Below are 24,955 nucleotides of genomic sequence, written 5' to 3' on the forward strand. Positions count from 1 at the left end.
TAAAAAAATAGTTTAAAATTTATATAATAAGAAAAAACTGATTCTCAACTTTTTAAAAAAAATACTATTACAAATCAAAAATAATGACAAAAAAATGTTGCTTTATATTATCATAAAAGTTACATTTGCATCCGCATTTAGGAATACTACAATGTGAAGTTCATAAAACATTATTAGGAGAGGTGCCTGAGTGGCCGAAAGGAACGGTTTGCTAAATCGTCGTACCCCTTAAAGGGTACCCAGGGTTCGAATCCCTGTCTCTCCGCTATTTTTTTGATAATCGTTTCGGGGTGTAGCGTAGCCCGGTTATCGCGCCGCGTTTGGGACGCGGAGGTCGCAGGTTCGAATCCTGCCACCCCGACAGAATAGCAGATCGTTATGCTTTTAAGTATGACGATCTATTTTTTCAGAGTTACGGGCTCGTAGCTCAGCTGGATAGAGCACCTCCCTTCTAAGGAGGCGGTCATAGGTTCGAATCCTATCGGGCTCACAAAAAGCCTCACTATATAGTGGGGCTTTTTTGTTTAATATTGTCTTGTCCCCTAAATAAAGGATCAAGGGAGATCATTGGGGATCAAGCTCAATTGTCATGTTTAAGGAAAAATTTAATTTGTTTGAAGTACACTGAGTTTCGCGTGGAATAACAAATATGAGGATAATTAGATGTGCTATTTAGCATAGGATAAATCTATATATTCCTTGGTTACATATCCAATAGTAAGATCACCATCATTGAGATCAGTTTCCAAAAAAGCATTGATAAAAAAGCCTAATCGATCTTTGTTATAAAACAATTTTCGTTGACTTCCTTTTACTTTTGAGACTTCATCAACATATTGACCAAAATATTTAGTAAACTCACTTTGTATATGTTCTACATTAGAATTACTAAATTCTAAATCTATTTCTATAAATAAAATTATATCATTAACAATTGTTACTTGAAAGGATTCGACCACAATACCAAATAACGCTATCTTATTATTAAATTTTTTATTGGAATATGAATTAATTTCATAATTATTACCATTTTTTGTGTACTTTTTTATATCAAACGTATGGTCATACATTAAATTAGGATTGCTTGTCTCAATTACCTTATCAAGAACCAAAACTTCATTCATTGTTTCTTCAATATCGAATTGAGCTTCGATATTTGTTATTGCAAAAAGCATCAAAAATATAAAGGTTATATTCTTTATTTTATTGATTTTCATAATAATATTTTTGAATTAAATCATATTTAATTGCTTGCAATCAACCTATTTGTTACTTTTCATCAAATAATCTCAAATTAGTTATTCTCTTTGGAATAATAAAAATCAAAATCTAAAAAAAGTTGTTCAAAAGGTTCTTTTTTATAAAAACATAAAGCAAATTACACCTATTAATCTTGTTAAAAAGCCTTTGTTAAATAAAATGAATCATTCAAAAAAAATTGAGAACATTTAAGATTAAACAGTCTATTATTTCACAATAAATCTATAACCATTTCTTCGATTTATATTAAACTCATTGAGTTCTAATTATAATTTTATATAATTCTGTCGACAAATCCTAAATTACTTCGAATTCCGATTTCCCTTCTGGGATATAGAAAGTTATATCCAACATTAATTCTTGTTTTGTTTTTTTATTAAACAAATACAAAGCAGATTCCCCATTACTTTTTTTCAAAGCAACAGCCTTACCGTTAGCATAAAAGTTAATAATTGCCTCTTCTAACGGCATTAATTCAAAACCATTTTCAAAATCTGAAATTAATTCTGAAACTCTAGATTTAGTTTCATCTTTTGACAAATACATAGAAGTAGCCATATTTACTTCTCTTTTATTTATCTTATCCATAAATAAATTGTATTGACCTTTTTCTATATTACTGCCTAGTGCTACATATGCTTCAATAAGTTTTTGTTTGACATCTTTTACATCATTAAGGTTAATACCATCTTGCCAAGCGTCTAAACAATATGGTACTTCTGCTTCAAAAATATCATTTTGTTTTAAAAGAGGTAAAACCTGATCACTTTTAGGTTCTAAATTAAATTCAGCTAACTGATTCTTAAAAACAAAATCATTTGTTACATCAAAAAGCATGATTTTAAATGTAAGATATGCTTTAGGACTTAGCTGAGTCTCACCAAGGACAGGTAATAGAGTAGCCGTTATTGTTTGTTCACCACTTTCTAGAACAGCATAATTAATAGGTATATATGTTGACACCTGACCCTTTACATTTTGTGTAATTACAGGGTAATCATTGATTCTTATTTCAAATAAGCATCCCGCTGCACTAAAGTCAATCATGTAATAGGGTAATATATTCATAACAATATTCTTTACTTTTTAGTGTGCGTTTGAATTAATCTTTCTAAAGAGGTACGTTCTGGAGAAGTCAAATCCACTACATCATTTTTAATAATATAAATAGACGTTGAAATATATTGTTCATTATTTCTAGATTTATAAAAATCGCTTAGGACAATGGATATCTTATCTTGTTTCCATAAATATCCACTATTTCCATATATTACACCGTCCATTACTTTTGTTGGTATTGGACTTAATATTATTGGAGTACCATACTTCTCTTTTAAAAGATTAAAAAAATCTTCATTTTGCTTTTCTATATTTATTTTGATTCCTGCTATTTCATTCTTTTCTCCTTTTTTAAGTGCATCATACACATAAAAACCAACTGAATTATTTCCGAATTTTGTCTGTTCAAATTTTATATTTTCATATTTATAGTTAGATACTTCCTTTGTATAGAAAATTGGTATTCCAGTATCAGGGCTAATTTTGTCTGAAGTAAAAGAAGCTCTATCAGACTCTGGAATCAAATCGACAAGTAAATCTTCAGACCACGTAAGTTGTGCTAAATCTGTTCTGGATTGAGATTGGCAGGATTGAAAAATTATTGCCATAATGATTAATTTTGTTATTAATTTCATAAATATTTAAGGATTTGTTATTAAAGGTATATTTGCATCAAAGTCAAAGTTTTCCTCAAGACTTTTAATTACATCAAAAGGTTCAACAAGAAGTACTTTATCCTGAGCAATAATATCCTCATTGTCACTACTTGGTGTTCCTCCCCACAATATAGTTTTTTTAGAAGACAAACCGACTTTTCCTTTTACCACATATTCCGCAATAATTCCATCAAATCCTAGCTTAGGTCGGTAATAAAGTCCTTTATCATCATAATTGACACCATGTCCGAAAGTAATGGCTGCAGATCCAGAAGCACTCATTTCGAAATACCCTTCAACCTTTACAATGATAAGATTAGCCTCTGCTTTTACCCACATACCAGCTTTGATTTCCACTTTTAATGTATTCGTAGCTTCTAATGCAAATTTAGAGTCTTTTGCCTTTCCAACGGTGTTAAATTTAAAACCAACCTTAGTTGTTATCGTACTAGAAATCACTAAATCTATGTATACGTCTGCACTAGCTTTAAATCCAAAATCATCATCTCCGATATCAACTCCAGTATTCATAACATCTTTTAATACACCATAAAGTTCCATCGCGGGTTTCGCACCAGTACCACCTGTAAAAGCTCCGGCAACTCCTCCTACAACTAAGCAAAGTAAGTCTATAGTCATTTCTAGTCCAATAAGTGGAGTTGCATTAAAAGAAATATCTACATTCGTTCCTAATTTATTATCTAATTTTTCTAAGAACCAAATTCCCTGTATATCAAGATTAGGTGGTTTTATGGCAAATATTATAGGAACACCTTTAAAACCAATATTTCTAATCTGCCCACCAGTTTTTTTTGTAATTCCTCTAGACATATCTCCAATAGAAGAAAAAAGACTGAATAATTTCTTAAACTTTTTTTCATATTCCTGTTTAAGTTCTTCATTTCTTCCAAAACTACCTGAACTATTTATATCCCATTCTGCTTTTAAGCTAAATCCAAAAGAAGCATCTTTTTGTTTCCATCTATTTTCTGCTCCAATTTTCCCAGCTTTTTTCTGTAGTTCTTTATGCTTTGAGGCAGGCTGATCTTTCCAAGTTACAGCTAAATCATTTGTTAAGTTTAAGAAAAACTTAAGTGTCCACTTTATGTCAGGATATGCTTTTATTTTTACAGTAGGATTTTTTTTATTAGAATAATATCTACAACTATGTATATGAACGTTATAAATAGCAGCAGCATCAATCCCATTACCTTTAACCCCTTCTAATAAATTATATCTTGGCCAGATATATTGTAAAGGTGCAGGATTATATTTAGCTAAAGCAGATTGAGCTTTGAAATTAACAGATGATCCAGAACCATTAAATACTTCTGCATCTGGAGAATTAATTACAATTTTATTTTCATGTTTATTTTTATCTCTATAACAATCCTTCACTTCGAAATTTTCAATATCTAAAATAACACTTTTAGGACTGCTAGGAAGTATCGTTTTGACTACTATTGAATTAGCATCATGATTATCAAAATTAAAAGCTATATCTACTCTACGGGCATCTAAATATACTTCTTCATTACGTTTATCGTAGTCATCTGGGTCCTGAATATTATACTCTCCCTTTCCAATACTATAAATTCTATCACCATCTAATCCACCCTTAACAAAAAAATCTTTAACTGCGTCTCCTCTTTTCTGTGATAATTTTAGATTATACTCTTCTTTCCCAATTACACAAGCAAAACCATTCATTTCAATTTTAGTCCCTGGATGTTCTAAAAGAAAACCTAAAATATTATTTAATACCTTCTGCGAAACTGGCGATATACTATAGTCATTAAACTTAAAATAAATACTTCTAAAAATTCTTTCTTTTATATTTTTGACATTTGTTAAATTTTTTCCATTATCAAATATCGTTTTCGGCTTTGTTTCTATTTTACCATCCTTAACATTAGGAATAGTTAAAATTAATTTATTAAACCTACAGGGTTCAAAACGTTCTGCATTTACCTCTGGCTTAAACACCTTAGTAGGAGACATATTCTCAGAAACTTTTGCAACATTGCTAGACATTTCATTTTTTGCTCTAAGGAATCTAGCGTGAATAGCATCATTATTAGCGTCTAAAATATATTGACCCTTTGAATTTTTTACTTTGATATAAAATTCTTCATTGTCAGTAATATTAACTACTTTACTCATCCATAGGTTTGTATCCCCTATTTTGTATAAAGCCTCTCCTTCTTTTACTTTAATTCTACTTTTTTTAACCATCAAAGTATCGTCAAAGACATACGATCTATTATTATAGACTTCTATAGATATATAATCACCGTTTAGCCCTTCTGTCTCTAACCATAGGTATACAACATCACCATAAGCAATAGGTTTTTTTCTGATATCACTACCTTCTGGTTCAGCTCTCCATTCACTTTTAACAATCAATGGTTTTGTATATCCATTAATGTAAAGCCCCGCAGAATTCTTAAAATCTCGTTTACCAGATAAACTGGCTTCTAGGTAATAAGAATAAGAACCACATAATTTTTTGTTGAAGCTTGATTGAAATTCTTTACCGCGAACTCTATATAAAATTGTTTTTCGATCATTGGTCTGGAGTAACCAAAAAACTCCTTTTTCCTTATCTTCTTTGCTAGTTGCTGGTAACCACTCCTCTACTTCAAATGTTAATGGTTGATCTGGTTTAACTGTTGCAGAACTCGCACTATATGCATAATGTGCCTGACTCGTCATTTTTATTTTTTTTACCCCTCTTGCCATACAAATTATTTAGCTGAAACAGTGATTCCTTCTCCTGTATATTCTTTATTTCCTATATCATTGGTATTTACCATAGGATTTAATTGTGCTTGTGTATCTTCATCCGCATTATCCATGTTTTGCTGACTGGGCTCTGCAACCTGTCCATGATTGGTTATAGAAACACAAGGAGCACCTGCAATAGCGCAAGTAGCTTTGCTATCTTCTAATATGATATTGCCACCGTTTTTTAAGGTTACATTTTCATAAAAGCCTGTCCATTCTGTAATCATTGGCTGGCATGGCTTATAACTACTTCCTGTAGGCTGTAATTTACACTGTCCGAAGGTTTTTGCCTGAAACGGTTGTCCAATGTCCAAAGTAGTCAGTATTAATTTACTACTTCCTTGTTTATCATTGGCATACTCAGTGGTATTTGCTTCAACTTTGATTATGTCTGGCACAAAACCTTGCTGGCATTTACACATCGCACCATTTACGACTATATGTTTTTCACTCATAATACTAACAATTTATGAAAATATTCGTTTCCAAAATGAACTTTTCTTGTCTTCATTTTCACCATTCGTGTCTTCTTCTAAAAATAAAGATTGATGATTTTTTTCTAATGTTGTGTCAGTTATTTCCGAAATCGTAATTGTCCCCGACTTATATTCATCTAATTTTAAATTACACGACATATATAAAGAATCTATCTTATGGGTTTTTGGACTTAGAAAATATATCGCTCTAAAAGTACCCTTTACTGGTTTCTTTTGTTTATTATCTTCAATATGAAAATAGGCGCCATTCGTTAATTCAGTTTTATTTCTGGCATCACTACATTTTCCTTTAATTTCAATTCGCATTCTATTATTTTTCAATACCTTATTTGCTACTTTAGCCACATTATATTCCACATCTTTGGTATTAGGTATTATTGAAAAGTCAATATAATTATCAATATCATTGTCTCTATAAACCGAATAGATATTATGGAAAAATGCTTTAAAAAACCAATCTTTTTGTAAGTATGAGAAGAAAAGTTCTTTCTCTTGCAATGTCTGTTCGAAGAGTTTAAAGTATGCTATTGCTATCCTACCCTGATAGTATTGTAACTTCTTTTTCTTCTGTTTTTCCCATCTTTGCAATATATCTTCGTGATTAACTACATCTTCTAATAGTCCATTTCTATCAATTTTTAAAATTACTGGGTATATACTCTCTATACAATCCACTGCCATTTGATCCGCTATCAAATCCGCAACCTGATCATTGATAAATATTTTAGAAATTAAATTTACCGTAACATAATTATATGTCTCCTCATTTTCAGGATAAAAACGAACACTCACTTTATATTTAATAATCGTTTCTTTTTCTCCAGATTGTATTGTTTTCAGAACTCCATAGATAAGCTCATTTTCTGGAGTCTCTCTATCAAGTTTTCCATAAAACTGAGTGATTACAGTTTCTGGCTCAGGTTCATCCTTATTCCCCCATACTTCTTTTCCATTTTCTAAAATATACCCGTCTGGAGGAAGCACTACAAATTGAAGTGTAAAAGGCAATCTATTTTCAATCTGTTCATAAATTTCGACTCTCGAATTATGATATGCTTTTAGTTCTTCCGCATTAAGGTTATTATCCTTAGCAATAGACAACAACGTATCTCCTTTTATAATTGTATGTGTCCTGTATATGGTTTTCAATGTAAATTTATGAATCTATGCTATTAAAAGGTTTATTTATTATGATCGTGTTTCTTGTTGATAAGTTTGTGATAATACTTTTCCAGTGTTAGTATCAACTTCTAATTTTACTCTCCCCAATGGATAAATATCTCTGGTAACACGCCAAGTTTTTTCATCTTTTGATAAGTTTATAAATACATTTCTTACCTGTTCCTGATCCGTAACATCAAGAATTACATACTTTTTTAATGCTATATGTATATCTTCTGAGGTTATTTCTGCTACTTTCTTATCAATATCAAAAATTTCTTTAAAACGAGAAGCTTCTTCTTTATTTACCTCAATAAACAAGGGAGTTTTTTTTAGAATTTCAAATAAATCCATTGGTTTTATAACAATATCAGCATACTTAACTTCCTCATCCACCTTTTTTATAAGTTCCCCCTTTTCATTATAATATTCTGAAATACCCGTTTTGATAATATTAGCTCCCATAGCTAACCCCATAAAACGTTGCATCTTCATTTCTAAAAAACCATTAGGATAATATTTTTTATAAGTTTCAAAAATTTTAGGGGTTTTAGGAATGATTCGGACTGTAACATATTTTTTTTGGGATTGAGAACTTTCTATAATGGTGCCATCTTCCAATATTTCAGTACGTATATTGCTTCTTGGTAATCCTTTTATTTTCTTTTCTTCGATTACCTGATTATATTTTTCAATATCAAATATATCCGTAGTCATAATTTTTTCTTTTGGATAAATTACTCCTTTTTCTTTTTGTCCTATACATTGAGTAAAAAACCCTAAAATTAAACAACCGTATATTATTATTTTTAAAATTCCTATCATATTCTGGAATTTAGAGTTTTCTATTAATATTTATTTCTACAGAATCTATTTTCAATATCCAAAAAACAAGTACATAACCTACACTATGGTAAACTGTTCTTATTTTTAATTTTAAAGGTTTAGATTTTTCATTCTAAGCATAAATAAACCAATACCTGTCAATAGCTATCTTTGGCTCATTATTAAAATAGTCATCTGAATGTTCTTCATCTATATATTTTAAAAATTGTAAAATTGCTTCGCGTTGCTCGACTGTAAATAAATTAACTTTTTCAAAAAAAAGATGAATCAATTTATTCGTACTTTTTAAATTATTTTGTAATATTTCATTAAAATCGATATCGCCCATTATCTTATCTATTTTATGCTTCTTTATTGCATTAGCTACTACTATGGTATCAGCTTCAGAAGGAAGCGTTAATAGATAAACCAGATTATTTGGAATATCATCTGATTCTTCATAGTTTTCCAAAGAAAAGATCAAGTATGCAGGTAAATAATACTTAAAAGATTCTTTTGAAAAAAAATTTAGCGATGTAGAAGCTTCTAGTAAAAAGGTATTAGGTAAATCATTCCATTTTTTATTTTTAAATAGTTCTTTAGTTTCTAAACACTCTAAATGTTTTCCGCTATTGTCATAAACTAATTTATCATCTCCAGGATATTTTTCTAAATCAAAAGCTTGCTTTATTTTTAAAATTAAATCTATTTTTTTCATACAAAAAAATTAAGGAATTGGAATAAGGTTTCTTGGAGGAAATAATCTAGTTCCTTCAGAAATTATTAAATATATTATTAATGCTGCTCCAGTTAAACCTGTTATTTTTTCCATTTTATCCATAAAGTCATCATCAGGAATGGGTTCTGGCAAGTTGACAGGCTCAGGCGCACTCACTGGTTCTCCACAAGAAACTGCATAAATAGTTTGACATCTAACTAAAGAATTTATCGCTTGCATTATTGCCTGATTATGACCTGCATCTCCACCTTTAAAACAGGTAGTATTTATAGTCGTTCTTGACTGTATGCACCTATTAATTCTTAGCATTTTTTCAGATAATAGTGTACAAGTGTCAGTATTAAAACATTTTGATCGTTGACCCTTACAATTTTTATTTACTTCATTCTGTAATCTAATTCTTTGAGATGTAGTACAATCAGAAGGAACATTATCTCTTGAGGTTGTCTCGGGGTCTCCAAATCTTATGTTAGACTCCCCCATTACCAATTACTTTTTTATTACTACTCAAATTAAGATTTCCATTAAGAGCTTCTAAAGTCATTTTTGTTGAGTTTTTTAAAAGTTTTTTACCAACTATACATTTATAAGTATCTTCTACTACAATTTTATATTTTTCTGCTTGTCTCATTATTGCCATATCTAAAATAATTTACTCTTTTCAGCACTATTAATATTAATACTTTTTGAACTTTGTATTGTCAAATTTTCTTCTGCGCTAATTAAATGAACTTCATTCGCGTATTCATCAGAAATACCAGATTGTCTGCTAAAATCTTTTTGAATAATATCAGTACGATTATCAGATTTTTCTATCATATTACCTGCAGAATTTAACTCCATATTACCACCAGCAACTAAAGAAACATTTTTTCCAGCATTAGTATCAAAATTTTCTCCTGCACTGATAGAAATATTCTTTCCTGCAGATATCTGTATATTCTCTCCTGCATTAATACTTATATCTTTCAGGGCATTAATACTTATCGTTTCTCCAGCGGTATCTATGACTATATTATTACCTTTTTTATCTGTAATTGTAATACTTTCTGATTGCTTGGTGTCATTTAATTCAATAGTATGGCCACTTTTTGTTTTAATTACTTTCAGATCATTATCCTTAGTTCCCCAACGATCGGGTCTTTTATTTCCATTAAAAAATGATCCTGAAACATAAGGTCTTTCACTATTATTATTTTCAAACTGACAGATTACTTCATCATTTATTTCCGGAATCATATACAATCCACGTCCAGAACCTGCATGAGAAGTCATTACCCGTATAAAAGGGGTAGTTTCTCCTATTTGCTTTTGCCAGGGAAATTGTACCGTTACTCGGCCTAATCCTTCTGGATCATGATTATCTATGACCACGGCCTTTTCAATTGTACTTTTTGGATAACTCTTTATGTCTGTAAGAGGATATACTTCTAAATCTGCTGTAATCGCCTTAAAACGATTTTGATAATTACCAACTTCTGTATTTGAATGTATAACTTCTATGATCCTAAAGCTACCATATCCTTCTATTTTTATAATCTCTCCTAGATTCACTCCGGGATTATCACTAATACCTGTAGCAATAACCTGCTTAGATTCTATAGCTTGTGTATGAAAGGTTACCTCTCTATCAAAACGTTGTTGTAATTCTGCATCCGTATAGGGATTATGATATATTTTGGTTTCTTTATTATATAAAACAGCACTTTTATTACTTGCCAGATTATGATACCCGGAAGAGCTATTACTAATTTCTCGCGATCTTTTTTCATATAATTCATCTGATAAATAATCATGCGTGAAATAATTAAAATTATTAGGTAGAGGTTCTATCTCTATAGATAATTCCTGTAAATCTACTGCATATTTAAGTGGAGTTTCTTGAGTACCTGGATTACCAAAAACAAGTTGGGTTCCATTATAATAAAACCAATTATTTGATATCGCAGCTAATCTCTTAGTATATGAAAAATTACTTTCTTCAAACTGTACACTATAGTGTAAAGTATTTGTCTCTCTGGGAGAAAAAGATGTCTCTAACTTACCTGTATCATATCCTTGATAGGTCCGCTCCAAAATCTCTGATAAATTACGATCTACAAACGATGCATTATGATGTCCATCATCGGATAAAACACTCATGCTTTTTGCCTCAATTACAATAAGATCACCTGTTGTTCTATGAAATCCCTTTACTGTCTTTACTTTTGTTACGACTCCCTTGAATTGTAATTCTTTATATCCTTGAAAGGCATTTTGCGATTTTATTGATATCGAAATTGTCTCTGCTAGAAAATCCTTACTATCTCCTACCAACTCTAAAGAGCTACGTTCCAAAACATCAGCCCTACAAATAAGCTCCAAATGATGATGCGAACTTAATTTTTGCTCCAGTTTTAGGCTCTGAAATGAAGAAATGATCGTATTTGCAATCGATATATATGTAGTAGTCAGTGTTGCCATGTTTTTATGGTTTATTTATATACAAGTAAGGGTAATACCCTATCAATATAACAAGCAAGATAATAATTAATATCAACAATTTTAATAGTAGTTTATTTTAACACTCTAAAAATAGTTAATTGAAGAAAACTTTTAAGGACACAACCTATATTCGAATAGAATGAATATATATTTGTTTATCTAGCGTGAATTTTAATGAGATCCCAACTTCTAAAACCTCTTTATAAAAGACATAAAAAAATAACCTATTATTTAAAAACAATAAGCTATAGTAATTGATAAATAATAAAAATGCTTTAAAATCTAAGGTTCATAATGAAAATTGACCTATACCGGGTTAGATATTTCAATAGGTATCCCTTCAAAAAGTTTTTTTAGTTATTAGAGCTGGATAAAATACATTTTACTATTTCTTTTGCTCGTAATACTTCCTCAAAACATCAAAAGCTTCCTTTTTTTCTCCTTTTTCTGAAATTAATCCTTTTCTATTATATCCATCCTGAATCTCTGGTAGTACTCTTCTTGGAGATCTAAAGTCTACTAAGATCCACGGAGAAAAACCTCTCAATTGTTCTACTCTATCCAACATTTTTAATGTTTCTGTGTATAAATTGGCTTGGTACTCCTCTGACCATCGGGTTAAATTGTCTCCATGAAACCCATGTTTTGCACCAGCTCCAAATTCAGAAATTAATACGGGTTTATCTTGTACTATTTTCCAGCTTATATCATTACACTTTTCTGGCAATCCATCATACCAACCTATATACTGATTAAAACTTAATATGTCTACTACCTCAGCAAAAGGATCGTCTATAGTACGAATCACCTTGCTGTCTTTATAGTCATGTTGTTCTAATGCAGCACTTATCAACCGAGTAGGATCTAATGCTTTTGTTTTTTTTGCTAGATTGGTGAGAAATAAATTCCTTGCTTCGCTAGTAGGTGTTTCATTTGCCATGGACCATATAATGACCGAAGCTCTGTTTTTATCTCTATCAATAACTTCTATCAATTGATTTTCTGCATTCTTATAAGTATCCTTATTCTCCCATTCTATAGTCCAATATACTGGATTTTCTTCCCATACCATAATCCCCATTTTATCTGCCAATCTAACCATATGTTCATTATGAGGATAATGAGCTAACCTCACATAATTACACCCTAACTCCTTGGCCCAATTCAATAATTGTTTTGCATCTTCTTTAGTATGTCCTCTCCCTTTATTTATAGGACTTTCTTCATGTAGACAAATTCCTTTTAAAAATATACTTTTATCATTTAATAAAATATCGTGCCCCTTGGTTTTAATAGTTCTAAAACCTATTTGATCTTCTATAAAATCTGTTGTTGTTTTTATTAAAATCTTGTGCAAATATGGATGCTCTGGTTCCCAATAGATCATATTTTTTACTTGTATATCGATAGATGCGGTTCCGTTTTCATCTGTAATCAGCTCTTTAGTAAGCTGTAAATCTGGTATACTTAATTCTACCTTTTTTTTAGCAATATCTTTACCCGAAAGTGTAATAAACCCTTTTATTTGGGTATTATCATCTGGATTTAATTGTATGACATAATCTTTTACGAAATTTTCTGGCACCTCCACCAATCGAACATCTCTTGTAATTCCGCCATAATTCAACCAATCCGTATTTAAGGTAGGCACCCCTTCTTTTTTTCTTTTGTTATCAACTTTAACAACCAAGAAATTTTCCTTTTGTTTTAACAGGTTTGTGATTTCAAAATTAAAGGGCGTAAAACCGCCAATATGTTTTCCTAATTTCTTTCCATTTAGATAAACGTCTGCCTGATAATTAACTGCATCAAAATATACAAAGACTTTATTATCATCTTTGGACTTTTGATAATTAAAAGACTTTTTATACCAGAGTGTTCCTTCATAGTAAAAAAGTTTCTCTTTTTGCGTATTCCAATCTCCCGGAACTGATATTATATCAGATGAATCAAAATCATACTCCACTAAATCTGACTCATTCTCTGGTTTTGAATTCATAAAAAATGCTGCCTTACCCGGAGTTGCTGAATTTTCAAATGGTTGATATCTATAATTATAAAAACCATTTTCATAAGGATCAACAATATAATTCCAGTCACCATTAAGACTTATCTGATCTCGATTATAAACATTAATTAAATTATTTTCCTGACTAAACGCAAGAGTACAAGAAAGAATAAATACGATTAAAAATCTCATAAGAGTAATTTAAAAAACTGGTTTATTTTATAATTAATATAGAAAGAACTATCAGTTGCTATGCTAACTAAAGATATTCAGTAGTGTAGAAACTCCAGATACTTTAAAAAATGAGTTTTCTAAAATAACTGTTTGTTATTTCCACACTTTAATATAATCTATTATAAATTGTTTTGGAAAAATTGTATCATCTACCTCTGGACCTCCAAAGTTTCCTCCGATTGCCAGATTTATAATTAGATAAAAAGGTTTATTAAATGGCCAGGTATCTTTATTCTTTAATTCTGGCGAAAAAGTATATGCTGGTTTGTCATCTATAAAAAATTGAATTTTATCTTCTGTCCATACGGATTTATATGTATGAAAACCTTCTTCTATATCATTAATTATCGTTTTCTTTGAATTGATAGTATTTCCATAACTTTGTCGGGTATGTAATGAATTATATATGGTATGAGGTTCTTTCCCTACAAACTCCATAATATCTATCTCCCCGCAATCAGGCCATCCAATATCAGAAATATCGGCACCTAACATCCATATTGCAGGCCACAAACCTTGACCAGTAGGTAATTTAGCACGCACTTCAATCGTACCATACTTAAATTCTATCTTATCCTTGGTAGTAATTTTACCTGATCGATATACACTGTCATTCTTTGTAGCGGTAACAATCAAATTGCCATCCTGAAGATGTATATTACGTTCTGCATATAATTGTCTTTCATTATTACCCCATCCGCATAAATCAGGACATCCATCTCCCAATTCATAGTTCCAGAAAGTTTGATCTAATTCATTTCCTTCAAAATGCTCTTCCCAAACAATAGTATCTGAATTAGCACAGGAAACAAACACAATACAAACAATACAAATAAAATATTTCATTATTCTTATTTTAATTTGAAATTAGACATAAGCACAGCTCTAGAACTCCCTCCTACATATACTTCAAATTCTCCTGGTTCTATAATCCAGGTACCATTATTATCATAAAAACCAAGTGTAGTTTTATCTAACACAAAATCTACAGTCTTTGTTTCTCCTGGTTTCAAAGAAATCATTTCAAACCCTTTCAATTCTCTTACGGGTCTTGTTATACTGGCAAAAAGATCTCTTATGTATAATTGGACTACTTCTTTTCCTTCATAGTCTCCAGAATTAGTAATATCTACAGACACTTTAATATTGGGGTGTTTTACAGAAATACTTACCTCTTGAATCTGAATATTTTGGTATTCAAACTTAGTATAACTTAATCCATAACCAAAAGGATATAAGGGTGTATTTTCCTGATCAGAATAGTGTGACCAAAATACAACATCTTCTTCTGGTAAAACTGGTCTCCCAGTATTTTTATAGTTATAATAAATAGGAATTTGTCCAACATTCCTAGGAAAAGACATAGGTAATTTTCCACTTGGATTATAGTCTCCGTAGAGTACTTGTGCTATTGCATGTCCGCTTTGAGATCCTAATTGCCATGCCTCTACGATAGCAGGAATATGTTTATCTGCCCAAGTAATTACTAAAGGTCTACCATTAGTAAGTACTAAAACAATATTTTTGTTTACCTCATATACAGCTTCTAGAAGTTCTTGCTGTACTCCAGGTAATCCTAATTCTGTTCTACTACGTCCTTCTCCACTCTGAAATCCAACTTCTCCTAAAACCATGACTACAACATCTGCTTCTTTTGCGGCATTAATTGCTGCAGGAAACTCACTTTTGTCTGTTGTATTTATCTTTACTTCTTTAGGGAATAAAGTGGCTCCTATGGATACCTCTGCTCCTTTTTCATAAGTCACTATATTTCCTTCGTATTTTTGCATTCCTTCTAAAACGGAGATTGCCGTATCATCATCTGCACCAATTCTCCAACTCCCCAAAGGACTATTTTTATCACTGGCCAATGCTCCAATTAATGTAATGTTTTGACCTTCTTTTTTAAGCGGAAGCAAGTTATTTTCATTTTTTAGTAATACAATTGATTTTTTAGCTATATCTAATACTGCTTCTTTATTAGACAAACTACCCACGACCTCTTTCTCTCTTTGTTCATCACAATATCTATAGGGATCATCAAATAGTCCTAACTCATATTTCACACGAAGAATTCTTTTTGCAGCATCGTGAATTAATTGTTCATCTACTTTACCTTCTTCTACTAAACTTGCTAAATGAGCAACATATAGATGCGATTCCATATCCATATCAGATCCTGCATTTATCGCAAGCTCCGCAGCACTTTTACCATCTTTGGCATATCCATGAGCTGACATTTCCATGATTGACCCCCAATCTGAAACGATAAAACCATCAAACTGCCAATCTTTTTTAAGAATATCACGTTGTAACATTTTATTACCTGTTGCAGGAATTCCATTTAATTCATTAAATGAATTCATATAAGTTCTTACTCCTGCATTAGTTGCTGCAATAAACGGAGGAAAGATTATATTATGTAATGTCGAAGTACCTACATCTACAGTATTATAGTCTCTTCCTGATTCTGAAAATCCGTAACCTGCAAAGTGTTTAGCACATGCAGCAATTGTAGAATCAGAAGAAAGATCATCTCCCTGAAAACCTTCTACTCTGGCAATGGCTATTTTCGATCCTAAAAAAGGATCTTCACCCGCACCTTCCATCACTCGACCCCATCGCGCATCTCTGGAAATATCGACCATGGGTGCAAAAGTCCAATTAATACCTGAGGCGGCAGCTTCTTTTGCTGCTATTTGTGCTGATTTTTTAATTGCTTCTACATCCCAACTTGCAGATTCAGCTAATGGAATAGGACTCATTGTTTTATACCCATGAATTACATCAAATCCTATTATCAAAGGAATACCCAACCTGGATTCTTCTACCGCTACTTTCTGAACTTTCATGACATTTTTAACTCCAGTGACATTGAGCATTGAACCAACCCAACCCTTACGAAGGTGCTCATATTTTTCTGCTGCTGCACCTTCTTTTGGCGAAGGACCTGTAAGATCCCAAAAGCCATTATACTGATTCATCTGCCCTATTTTCTCCTCCAGAGTCATTATCGATAACAAAGAATCAACTTTGGCTTCAATTAATGGATCTATTGATGTTAAAGGTTTTTCTATTGTACTTTCAGAAACTATGGCTTCTGCTTTTTGTACTTTATTTTTACAACTTATTACTATAAAAGCAAAAGCTACTATTAAATAAAAAATACTGTTTTTTTTCATTAGATAAGGATCTGTTATTTTTTGATTTGATGAATTATTTTATTGGAGAGCTATCTTATTAAAATAACTCTCCATAAAAAAGAATAAAAAATTAGTTGTGCATGCTATTGGTAAACTCTTATATAATCTATTTCCATTGTAGACTCAGTAAATGCCGGATCGATATCTCCACCAAAACCACCTCCCATAGCGACATTAAGGATAAGAAAGAAATCACTATCAAAAGGTAAAGAGCTATTATTTTCTATAGTATGATATACCGTATCATCTACCAGAAAAACAATTTCATCCGGAGACCAATCAATAGTGTAGGTATGAAAAGCATCTGATACATCATCAATTACAATAGAATCGGTTACACCATTACCACCCGATCTACCTGTATAGTGTAATGTACTAAAAATCTCATTTTGCCTATTTCCCACATGCTCCATAATATCCATTTCTCCACAATTAGGCCAAGTGTTTGTTAAATAATCTGAGCCTAACATCCATATTGCAGGCCAGGTACCTCCTCCTGTAGGTAATTTAGCTCTCGCTTCTACACGCCCATAAGTAAAATCAAATAACCCTTCTGATTTAATTCTGGCAGAGGTATACCCTCCATTTTCAGCTTTTGCTGTAATCTTAAGAAAACCTCCTTCTATAAGAACATTACTGGCATCATTTGTATAAGACTGAGCTTCTCCATTACCCCATCCATTATCTCCTGTTCCTAGATCATATGTCCAATTTGATGCATCAGGTGCTCCATCGGTGTTAAATTCATCAGACCAAATCTCATTAGTATATATGGATTCAAAAGATCCTGGTTCATCAACTTCCTGAACAGGTTTAGTCGTCGTAAATGTGTGATACCAAGCTAAATCCGGATTGTTACCCATGATTCCTCTTACTACCATTTTATTTTCTGTAATTGATAAAATCTCATAAGTACTTGTTCCTATATAATATCCCATAAATCCATTGTCAGAAAAGCTAATTGCGGTATCAGTAGTTTGATCTAATGGCACTCCACTTCCTGCAGGAGCTAATGACACAATTTTTACTCCCGAAACATCAAAATCATAACAATAATCTTCACTCGCAGAGCCTCCCGCTACATCCACATAGGAAGCATTAAAATATGTTCCACCATTACTGTTTAGTTCATAGGTAAGTTCACCATCGGTTACTGTAAAAGTAAGTTCATCTGTATAAATACATTTAGAGTTCTCAGTAGATTCAGGATCTAATAGGTTATCTTTTTCAAATGCACTAGCTATATACCATTTAGGATACCACCAATCACCATCAATTCCTTCAGTCGAAGGACCTAGACCCAAGTGGCCTGATTCTGATGCTGACCAATACCAAACTTTGGAAGAATTCTCTGTAAAAACTCCATTTTCTTCATCATAGGAAGCCCCAGATAAAAAGCTTTTTGCAATCGGATCATCAAAAGAACTGAAAACCGTTACTTCTATTGCGTTACTTGTTTTAACACCTCCAGTACCTGAGGCAATTACCTGCACAGAATATGTATTTAGACCAGGCTCACTAAACCTATGGGTCACTGAACCGGAAGGAACAATTTCAGATTTTTCATCTCCAAAATCAAATTCATACGTTATTGCGTTGTCTGCGGAAACAGTAAACAATACAAATCCACTACCATCCCCATTGACATTCTCTGTATCAACACCAATGATTTCTGCAGAAATTGCTACATTACCAGGTATTACAATATCACCAAAGGCTTTATCCTCTTCTTCACATCCGATTACGAGCAAAATACTTGCGATCAGAATGTATTTTATTTTTTTTATTGCGTTCATAGCTTTTCTTTTAATTATTAGTTATGAAAATATACATTATCGATTAGTACTGTAGTATTACTAGTTGGAGATCCGGCATAAATTAGTTGCGCTATATTTGCACGAGTTGTTAATCCGGTAAAATCTGACAACGGAATGTCCAGACTAACCCAGGTTCCTGTTGCAGGACTTGAGAACGTTATCTCATGTTCAACATCATCTCCACCTCCAAATGCTCCATCTGCCCCAAAATCCACTAATTTTATTTTAAATTCAGTAAAATCAGATGAATATATATCTGTATGAAAATGAGTCATGGATGTAGCATCAATAGTAGTTGTTGTAGCTTCTATTCCTACAAAATCCAAAGCACTATATTCCTTAGTAGCATTACCATCTAATACAATATCATTCAAGACGGCATTTGACCAAGAAGTGATCCAGGTATCAACAGGAATATCTGTATATGCATCACTAAACATCGAAATTACATTTGCCGCTGGCAATGATGGAGTCGGCGCTGCCCCAATGGTTTGTACCGTTCCTTTATAAAAATAAATATTATCAATAAAAACTGTTCCCTCTGCCCAAGGAGCTCCAACAAATTTGAGTTGGTGAATATCATCTACAATTAATCCAAGATCAGTATATGCTGAGATAGGAATATCGATACTGGTCCACTCATTAGGTGTTAAATCACTTACATAAGGTTGCTCTCCATTAACAACACTAATGAGAGAGGTCTCTATGGTAATCTCATCTGCTGTCCATACATCTAAATGAATAAACTCCATTGAGGTAACATCTACAGCAGCTCCAAATTGAATACCTTGATAACTCAAATTCGTATACTGTAACATATCATCTCCATTGACATCAAAAGGTCCCCAACCACTGCCCTGAGACCCTTGATTCCAATCTGGGAAATAATCAGCTCCACCTTCATCAATGTAAGCCGCACTAAAAATAGATATTACATCCTCCTCAGCTCTACCAGGAGGTGTTGCCGCAGATGTAATTGGCTGTACAATGGCTGTTACTAAAAACTCTTCTGTATATTCTGTTGTTGCTAAGGCACCTCCTTTTGCCACCACTTTAATAGTATAAGTACCTGGATCGGTATACACATAAGATGCAGTTTCACCAATAGTAGCTGTCACAGGTTCATCATTTCCCGTTTCCCCAAAATATACATCAAAAAACATTGCAAAATCTGCACTTGCAGTAACATTTACCTGTTTTGATACAGTGGTATCATTTTCTATAGTAACAACAAGGTTTTCTGGAGCATTAAAAGAAACTTCTACTGTTTGCGTAGTTTCTGTTGATTTTCCACTAAGACCATTACCTATTATTTTCACTTGATAACTTCCTTCTGTATAAATATGATCAATTTTACTACCTGGCTCGATAGCTTCAACTATTTCTGATCCATCTCCAAAATCGATTGCAAAATTTATGACCGCAGTACCTAAGGGAGTTAAAGTAACTAAACCTGTATTATCCTGAGCTATTGTTGTAATTGCAGAAACCTCTGTTGGTGAGGCAACAGAATTGATAAATGACAAATCATTTTCATCTTCAGAGCATCCTACAAAAAAGGTTACCATCAGAATTAGACTATATAAATATTTATTTTTTTTCATAATGCTTATTTTTTTCTTAATAACCTTCATTTTGAGTCCAATTTCCATTAGCAAATTGAATTTCTTCTATTGGCACAGGAAATACTTCATTTTTTCCTGCTGTAAAACCACTAATTTCTGCGGCAGCTCTTCCTGTTCTTACCAAATCAAAGAAACGATGCCCTTCTCCTACTAATTCTACTCTTCTTTCATGATATATAGCATCTGTCAAAGCAGTTCCTCCTAATGTAATATCACCTAAACCTGCACGTGTTCGTACTTGATTTAAATATGTTTGTGCTTTAGCGTCATCACTTGCAGGTTTTCTATTATTTGCTTCTGCTGCCATTAATAAAACATCAGCATAACGAATTGCTCTGTAGTTATTGGGATTTGTAAGATTCTGATCTCCTGTATTTAAATCTCCTTTACGGGCAATATACTTTCTATTGTAGTACCCGGTATGTTTATTTCCAATAGTAAATGTGGCGCCATTACCAGCTGACCAAGCATCAATATCCAGTATAGCAACATCTAATCTTAAATCGCCCGCTTCAAACTCATCTACTACATCTTGGGTTGGTATATTAAAACTAAATCCAGAGTCAAAAGTAGGACCGTTGTAATTCCTGATTCCATTAAATCCTACTGCCACATTTCCTTCACTACATTGTAAACAGTCAAACCCTGCACCTTCTGCATCGGTATATTGAACTTCGAATACAGACCCTACACCATTCTCTCCTGCGCTTTCAAATATTAGATTGTAATCACTTTCTAAGTCGTAAGCTCCCGACACTATTACTTGATCTAAAATAGTAGCAGCCTCAGAAAACTTATCCTGATATAAATATGCTTTTCCCAATAATGCCTGAGCAGCTCCTTTTGTAGCACGCCCAATTTGAGGTGCAGTAACTGTCAAGTTATTAGATGCATATATTAAATCTGCCTCTATAGAAGCATATACATCTTCTACAGGTGATCTAGGAATGGAAGTCTCATCACCTACCTGAAAACGTTGATCTCCTTTAAGTGGAATCGCACCAAACCACTTTACTAGTTCAAAATGATAATATGCTCTAAGAAAACGAGCTTCTGCTATAATCTGCTCCTTACCTTCAAAATCTGTTTTATCTTGAAACTCGAGTATGTAATTTACTCTATAAACTCCTGCAAACATCCAGTCCCAAATATCTTTTAAACTACTATTAACCGGTGTATGAATCATATCATCAATCTGTTGGATAGATATTACATCTGTAGCGCTTTCTCCTCCACTAAGGGTATTATCTGATGCAATTTCTCCTAGCATTACTCCACGATACGTCGAATGAAGAAGATCATATGCACCTATTAATGCGTCGTTATAGTCTTGTTCTGAATTGAAATAGTTTTCTGAATCGATCGAAAACACATCTGTTTCATCAAGAAAATCATTTCCACAAGAACCAGAGAATATTAATAAGCCAAAAGTATATAGTATTATTTTTATTTTTTTCATCGCTTTCAATTTTAAAAATTAAGATTTACACCTAACAAATACTGTCTGGAAATTGGATAAAACCCATAATCGATACCACCTCCAATAGCATCCCCAGTCGTTGCAGCTGGATCAAAACCATTATAATCTGTAAATGTGTATAAATTATTGCCCGATACATATATTCTCAGTTTATTAATCCCTACTGATTCCAGCACGTTTTCAGGTAAAGAATATCCTAATTGCACATTTTGAATTCTCAAGAAAGAAGCATCCTCTACAAAGAAATCAGAGAATAGTTTATTGGTACTTGTTCCTGTAGTAGCTCGTGGTACTGTATTACTGGTTCCTTCACCTGTCCATCTATCCAGATACAAATCCAAACGATTTACATTAGGTTGGTCACGTTCATAATTACGAACCATTTCTTGTCCAAGATTAGCATATGAATAAGCTACAAAATCAAATTGTTTATATTTAAAATTAAGATTAAAACCCATATACAAATCGGGTTGTGGTTTTCCTATATCTGTTCTATCATCAAAATCAATAATACCATCGTTATTAGTATCTACATATCTTATATCTCCTGGAGATGCCTCAGCTCCCAATTGTAATTGTGATGGGTGCGCATCTACTTCTGCCTGATTCTGAAAAACTCCATCTGTTTGCAAACCATAGAAATATCCGATAGGCTTACCTACTTCCATTCTGGAAGGAGCCAATTGTCCTACTCCAAAAACACCTCCTTCTACAAAATTATCTCCTGTAATTTTAACAACTTCATTCTCTATATAAGATACATTATAACTTACTCCAAAAGAAAAATCTTTTGATATTTTATCATTATATGAAATTAGAAATTCATATCCCGTATTTCTTGTAGTTCCTGCTCCAACAGTTGGCGCACCAGCACCAGGAGCTCCTACTCCTGTGATTCCTGAAACAGGAAAATCTGATATTAACAGATCCTCTCTATCTTCTATAAAAAAGTCAGCTATAATAGATATCTTACTATCTAAAAACTTTACATCTGTTCCTATATCTATTTTTTTTGCTACTTCCCAACTAGCATTTCTATTAGAGATTCTCCCATTAGCTACACCATCTACAATCTGACCATCCAAAACATAAGTAGCCTCTCCATCTAATAAGGCTCTATACAAATTTCCTCCTACACGATTACCTAAAAGCCCATAACTCCCTCTTAATTTAAAATAATTTACAAAAGCAGTATCTGACCAGAATGCTTCTTCTGATACATTCCATCCTGCTGTAATGGAGGGAAAATAATCAACTCTATTGTCAGTTATAAAATCAGATGCAGCATCTCTTCTTAATAGGGCAGAAAATAAATAACGCTCATCAAAATTATACTCTAATCTAGCAAATTGGCCAATTAGTTTATCGTTTAATGAATATTTACTAGTTGCTTTTGATGTATTCAAACCATCTGCTAAACTTATATCAGCAAACTCCCAAGAGTTATTAGGAACATCAAATCCTGTAGCAGTTAATTCACTATAAAAAGATTCATTTAAACTAAAACCTGTTGTAATAGTAATATCGTGATTTTCTGCGAACACTTTATTATATGTACCAAAAAGTTCAAACGTATATTCATCACTTTTTACTCTACCCTCTGTAACACTACTTCTAATAGTATTAAAAACTTTACCTGCCCCGTAATCCACAATAGGACTAAATGTTTTATAATCCGCATTAAGGGTTCTAAATCCTATTCTGGTCGTTATTTTTAATCCATCTACAGGCTTATAATCCAGACGCCCCATTCCTTCTAAGCCATTCTCTGTATATCTATTATATGTATTTCTAGTTTGCGAAAGTGGATTGATAACTTCATTTCCTAAGAAACCATTCACATCTTCTTGATCTTCTGTAAATGTGGGAGCATAGTTTATTGCGTTAAAGAGTAACGTTCCTAATCCATACTCATCTTCACCATTATTTGTATTCCTTCTCTTTCTATGAAAATAATTTATAGTGGTGTCGAAATCAAATTTATCCGAAAGATCCACCCCCAAACGAATCTTTGCAGTATTACGTTTAAAGTTAGAAATCTCTTTAGTTACAATACCTGCTTGCTCCAAATGAGAACCACTAACAAAGTAAGTAATTCTATCACTTCCTCCGGAGAAACTCATATTATGACTGATGATCGGAGCAGTTTCAAAAACAGATTCCTGCCAGTCCGTACCTTCTCCTAATTGAGATAAATCTGAAAACAATAATTCCTGTCCATTAGCTGCATAACTTTCATTTAATAATGCTCCATATTCTGTAGCATTTAATAGTGATAGTTTTTTAGTCGTTTGCTGAAATCCTGTATATGCATCATAACTAAATGATGTTTTTTTATTTTTCCTTCCCTTTTTTGTAGTAACCAATACTACTCCATTTGCTCCTTCTATCCCATAAATAGCTGCTTGTGAATCTTTAAGAATTGTAATTGATTCTACATCATTAGGATTTATAGAATTTAATTCTCCATAATATCCATCGATAACTACCAAAGGCTGATTACTACCATTAGAACTAATCCCTCTAATAGTAATATTTAGATTTTCACCGGGTGATCCGGATGGTGCGTCTACATTAACACCAGTAACCGTTCCTTGTAGTGCCTGTTCTACCTGGATAGGCCTTAAATCATCAATAGTTTCTGAATCTAACACAGATACTGAGCCTGTAAGGTTTTTCGTTTTTTGCATTCCGTATCCAATAACCACTACTTGCTCAAGCGATTCACTGCTTTCTTCTAAAACAATATTTAAAACAGTATCCTCTACCACTGTCTTTTCTAATGTAATGAATCCCAAATATGAGAATGTTACAATTGCTCCGTTAGAAATGTTAGATAATGTATAAAAACCGTCAAAATCTGTAACCGCCCCATTAGAGGTTCCTTTGACAATTACATTAACTCCTGGTAATTCCTGTCCATTAACATCTGTTACTTTCCCCGTAATCTGAATTTCCTGAGCATAAATAACTGTGGATAAAAACACAGCCATTAAGAAATATTTAATTTTCATAAAAGTTTTTGTTTGATTTACTCAAATCTAAACCTAAACTTTATCAAATCCTCAATATAGAACTACAACAAAAAATATACAGTCTTTTGAAAAGAGATAGTGTATA

18 protein-coding genes and 3 tRNA genes are annotated in these 24,955 nt (G+C 32.4%); 3 read left to right on the plus strand and 18 right to left on the minus strand.

Annotated elements, in window-relative coordinates; all coding sequences use genetic code 11:
• The first annotated feature begins 176 nt into the window (after nucleotides 1-176).
• From ABD816_RS09740 to ABD816_RS09750, 3 genes are all read left to right on the plus strand, one after another.
• Nucleotides 177-265: transfer RNA gene (locus tag ABD816_RS09740), tRNA-Ser, on the plus strand.
• A 21-nt stretch (nucleotides 266-286) separates the two neighbouring features.
• Nucleotides 287-361, plus strand: a tRNA-Pro gene (locus ABD816_RS09745).
• A gap of 55 nt (nucleotides 362-416) precedes the next feature.
• Nucleotides 417-490 (plus strand) — tRNA-Arg (locus ABD816_RS09750).
• 178 nt (nucleotides 491-668) lie between these two features.
• Here the strand turns inward: ABD816_RS09750 and ABD816_RS09755 are convergent.
• The 18 genes from ABD816_RS09755 to ABD816_RS09840 form a co-directional block, all read right to left on the minus strand.
• Nucleotides 669-1,217: a hypothetical protein gene (locus ABD816_RS09755; protein ID WP_344926867.1), complete on the minus strand. Its 549-nt coding sequence runs from the start codon at nucleotides 1,215-1,217 to the stop codon at nucleotides 669-671.
• Between the two features lie 340 nt (nucleotides 1,218-1,557).
• The gene (locus ABD816_RS09760; protein WP_344926869.1) at nucleotides 1,558-2,328 is read right to left on the minus strand and encodes a hypothetical protein; all 771 of its coding nucleotides are present in this window, start codon (nucleotides 2,326-2,328) and stop codon (nucleotides 1,558-1,560) included.
• An 11-nt stretch (nucleotides 2,329-2,339) separates the two neighbouring features.
• Nucleotides 2,340-2,927 (minus strand): hypothetical protein, encoded by a 588-nt coding sequence (locus ABD816_RS09765; protein WP_344926871.1) that lies wholly within the window; start codon nucleotides 2,925-2,927, stop codon nucleotides 2,340-2,342.
• A gap of 33 nt (nucleotides 2,928-2,960) precedes the next feature.
• On the minus strand, nucleotides 2,961-5,717 hold the full coding sequence (locus tag ABD816_RS09770; protein WP_344926873.1) for an OmpA family protein: 2,757 nt from the start codon (nucleotides 5,715-5,717) through the stop codon (nucleotides 2,961-2,963).
• Nucleotides 5,718-5,722: 5 nt separating this feature from the next.
• Nucleotides 5,723-6,217 carry a DUF4280 domain-containing protein gene (locus ABD816_RS09775; protein ID WP_344926875.1) on the minus strand — a complete coding sequence of 165 codons (495 nt, stop codon included), beginning with the start codon at nucleotides 6,215-6,217 and terminating at the stop codon, nucleotides 5,723-5,725.
• A 12-nt stretch (nucleotides 6,218-6,229) separates the two neighbouring features.
• Nucleotides 6,230-7,408: a LysM domain-containing protein gene (locus tag ABD816_RS09780; RefSeq protein ID WP_344926878.1), complete on the minus strand. Its 1,179-nt coding sequence runs from the start codon at nucleotides 7,406-7,408 to the stop codon at nucleotides 6,230-6,232.
• 39 nt (nucleotides 7,409-7,447) lie between these two features.
• Nucleotides 7,448-8,245: a hypothetical protein gene (locus tag ABD816_RS09785; RefSeq protein WP_344926880.1), complete on the minus strand. Its 798-nt coding sequence runs from the start codon at nucleotides 8,243-8,245 to the stop codon at nucleotides 7,448-7,450.
• Nucleotides 8,246-8,378: 133 nt separating this feature from the next.
• Nucleotides 8,379-8,963, minus strand: a complete 585-nt coding sequence (locus ABD816_RS09790) for a DUF6714 family protein (RefSeq protein ID WP_344926882.1) — start codon at nucleotides 8,961-8,963, stop codon at nucleotides 8,379-8,381.
• A gap of 9 nt (nucleotides 8,964-8,972) precedes the next feature.
• Nucleotides 8,973-9,467, minus strand: coding sequence for a hypothetical protein (locus tag ABD816_RS09795; RefSeq protein ID WP_344926885.1), 495 nt, complete (start codon nucleotides 9,465-9,467; stop codon nucleotides 8,973-8,975).
• Nucleotides 9,454-9,624 (minus strand): hypothetical protein, encoded by a 171-nt coding sequence (locus tag ABD816_RS09800; RefSeq protein ID WP_344926887.1) that lies wholly within the window; start codon nucleotides 9,622-9,624, stop codon nucleotides 9,454-9,456. Before ABD816_RS09800 ends, ABD816_RS09795 begins: the two co-directional genes overlap by 14 nt.
• A gap of 2 nt (nucleotides 9,625-9,626) precedes the next feature.
• Nucleotides 9,627-11,447 carry a type VI secretion system Vgr family protein gene (locus tag ABD816_RS09805; protein ID WP_344926889.1) on the minus strand — a complete coding sequence of 607 codons (1,821 nt, stop codon included), beginning with the start codon at nucleotides 11,445-11,447 and terminating at the stop codon, nucleotides 9,627-9,629.
• Between the two features lie 406 nt (nucleotides 11,448-11,853).
• Nucleotides 11,854-13,668, minus strand: coding sequence for a glycoside hydrolase family 2 protein (locus tag ABD816_RS09810; protein ID WP_344926891.1), 1,815 nt, complete (start codon nucleotides 13,666-13,668; stop codon nucleotides 11,854-11,856).
• A 135-nt stretch (nucleotides 13,669-13,803) separates the two neighbouring features.
• Nucleotides 13,804-14,556, minus strand: coding sequence for a glycoside hydrolase family 16 protein (locus ABD816_RS09815; RefSeq protein WP_344926893.1), 753 nt, complete (start codon nucleotides 14,554-14,556; stop codon nucleotides 13,804-13,806).
• Between the two features lie 5 nt (nucleotides 14,557-14,561).
• Nucleotides 14,562-16,892 carry a beta-glucosidase BglX gene (bglX, locus tag ABD816_RS09820; protein WP_344926895.1) on the minus strand — a complete coding sequence of 777 codons (2,331 nt, stop codon included), beginning with the start codon at nucleotides 16,890-16,892 and terminating at the stop codon, nucleotides 14,562-14,564.
• 104 nt (nucleotides 16,893-16,996) lie between these two features.
• Nucleotides 16,997-18,709, minus strand: coding sequence for a family 16 glycosylhydrolase (locus tag ABD816_RS09825; protein WP_344926897.1), 1,713 nt, complete (start codon nucleotides 18,707-18,709; stop codon nucleotides 16,997-16,999).
• A gap of 17 nt (nucleotides 18,710-18,726) precedes the next feature.
• Entirely contained in the window at nucleotides 18,727-20,334 is a 1,608-nt protein-coding gene (locus ABD816_RS09830) for a PDZ domain-containing protein (protein ID WP_344926899.1), read from the minus strand.
• Between the two features lie 16 nt (nucleotides 20,335-20,350).
• On the minus strand, nucleotides 20,351-21,814 hold the full coding sequence (locus tag ABD816_RS09835) for a RagB/SusD family nutrient uptake outer membrane protein (RefSeq protein ID WP_344926900.1): 1,464 nt from the start codon (nucleotides 21,812-21,814) through the stop codon (nucleotides 20,351-20,353).
• An 11-nt stretch (nucleotides 21,815-21,825) separates the two neighbouring features.
• Complete coding sequence (locus tag ABD816_RS09840) at nucleotides 21,826-24,849, minus strand: SusC/RagA family TonB-linked outer membrane protein (RefSeq protein ID WP_344926902.1); 3,024 nt, start codon at nucleotides 24,847-24,849, stop codon at nucleotides 21,826-21,828.
• Between the last annotated feature and the right edge of the window lie 106 nt (nucleotides 24,850-24,955).

Origin of the sequence: Aquimarina addita, assembly GCF_039539305.1 — a bacterium.
Lineage (GTDB): Bacteria > Bacteroidota > Bacteroidia > Flavobacteriales > Flavobacteriaceae > Aquimarina > Aquimarina addita.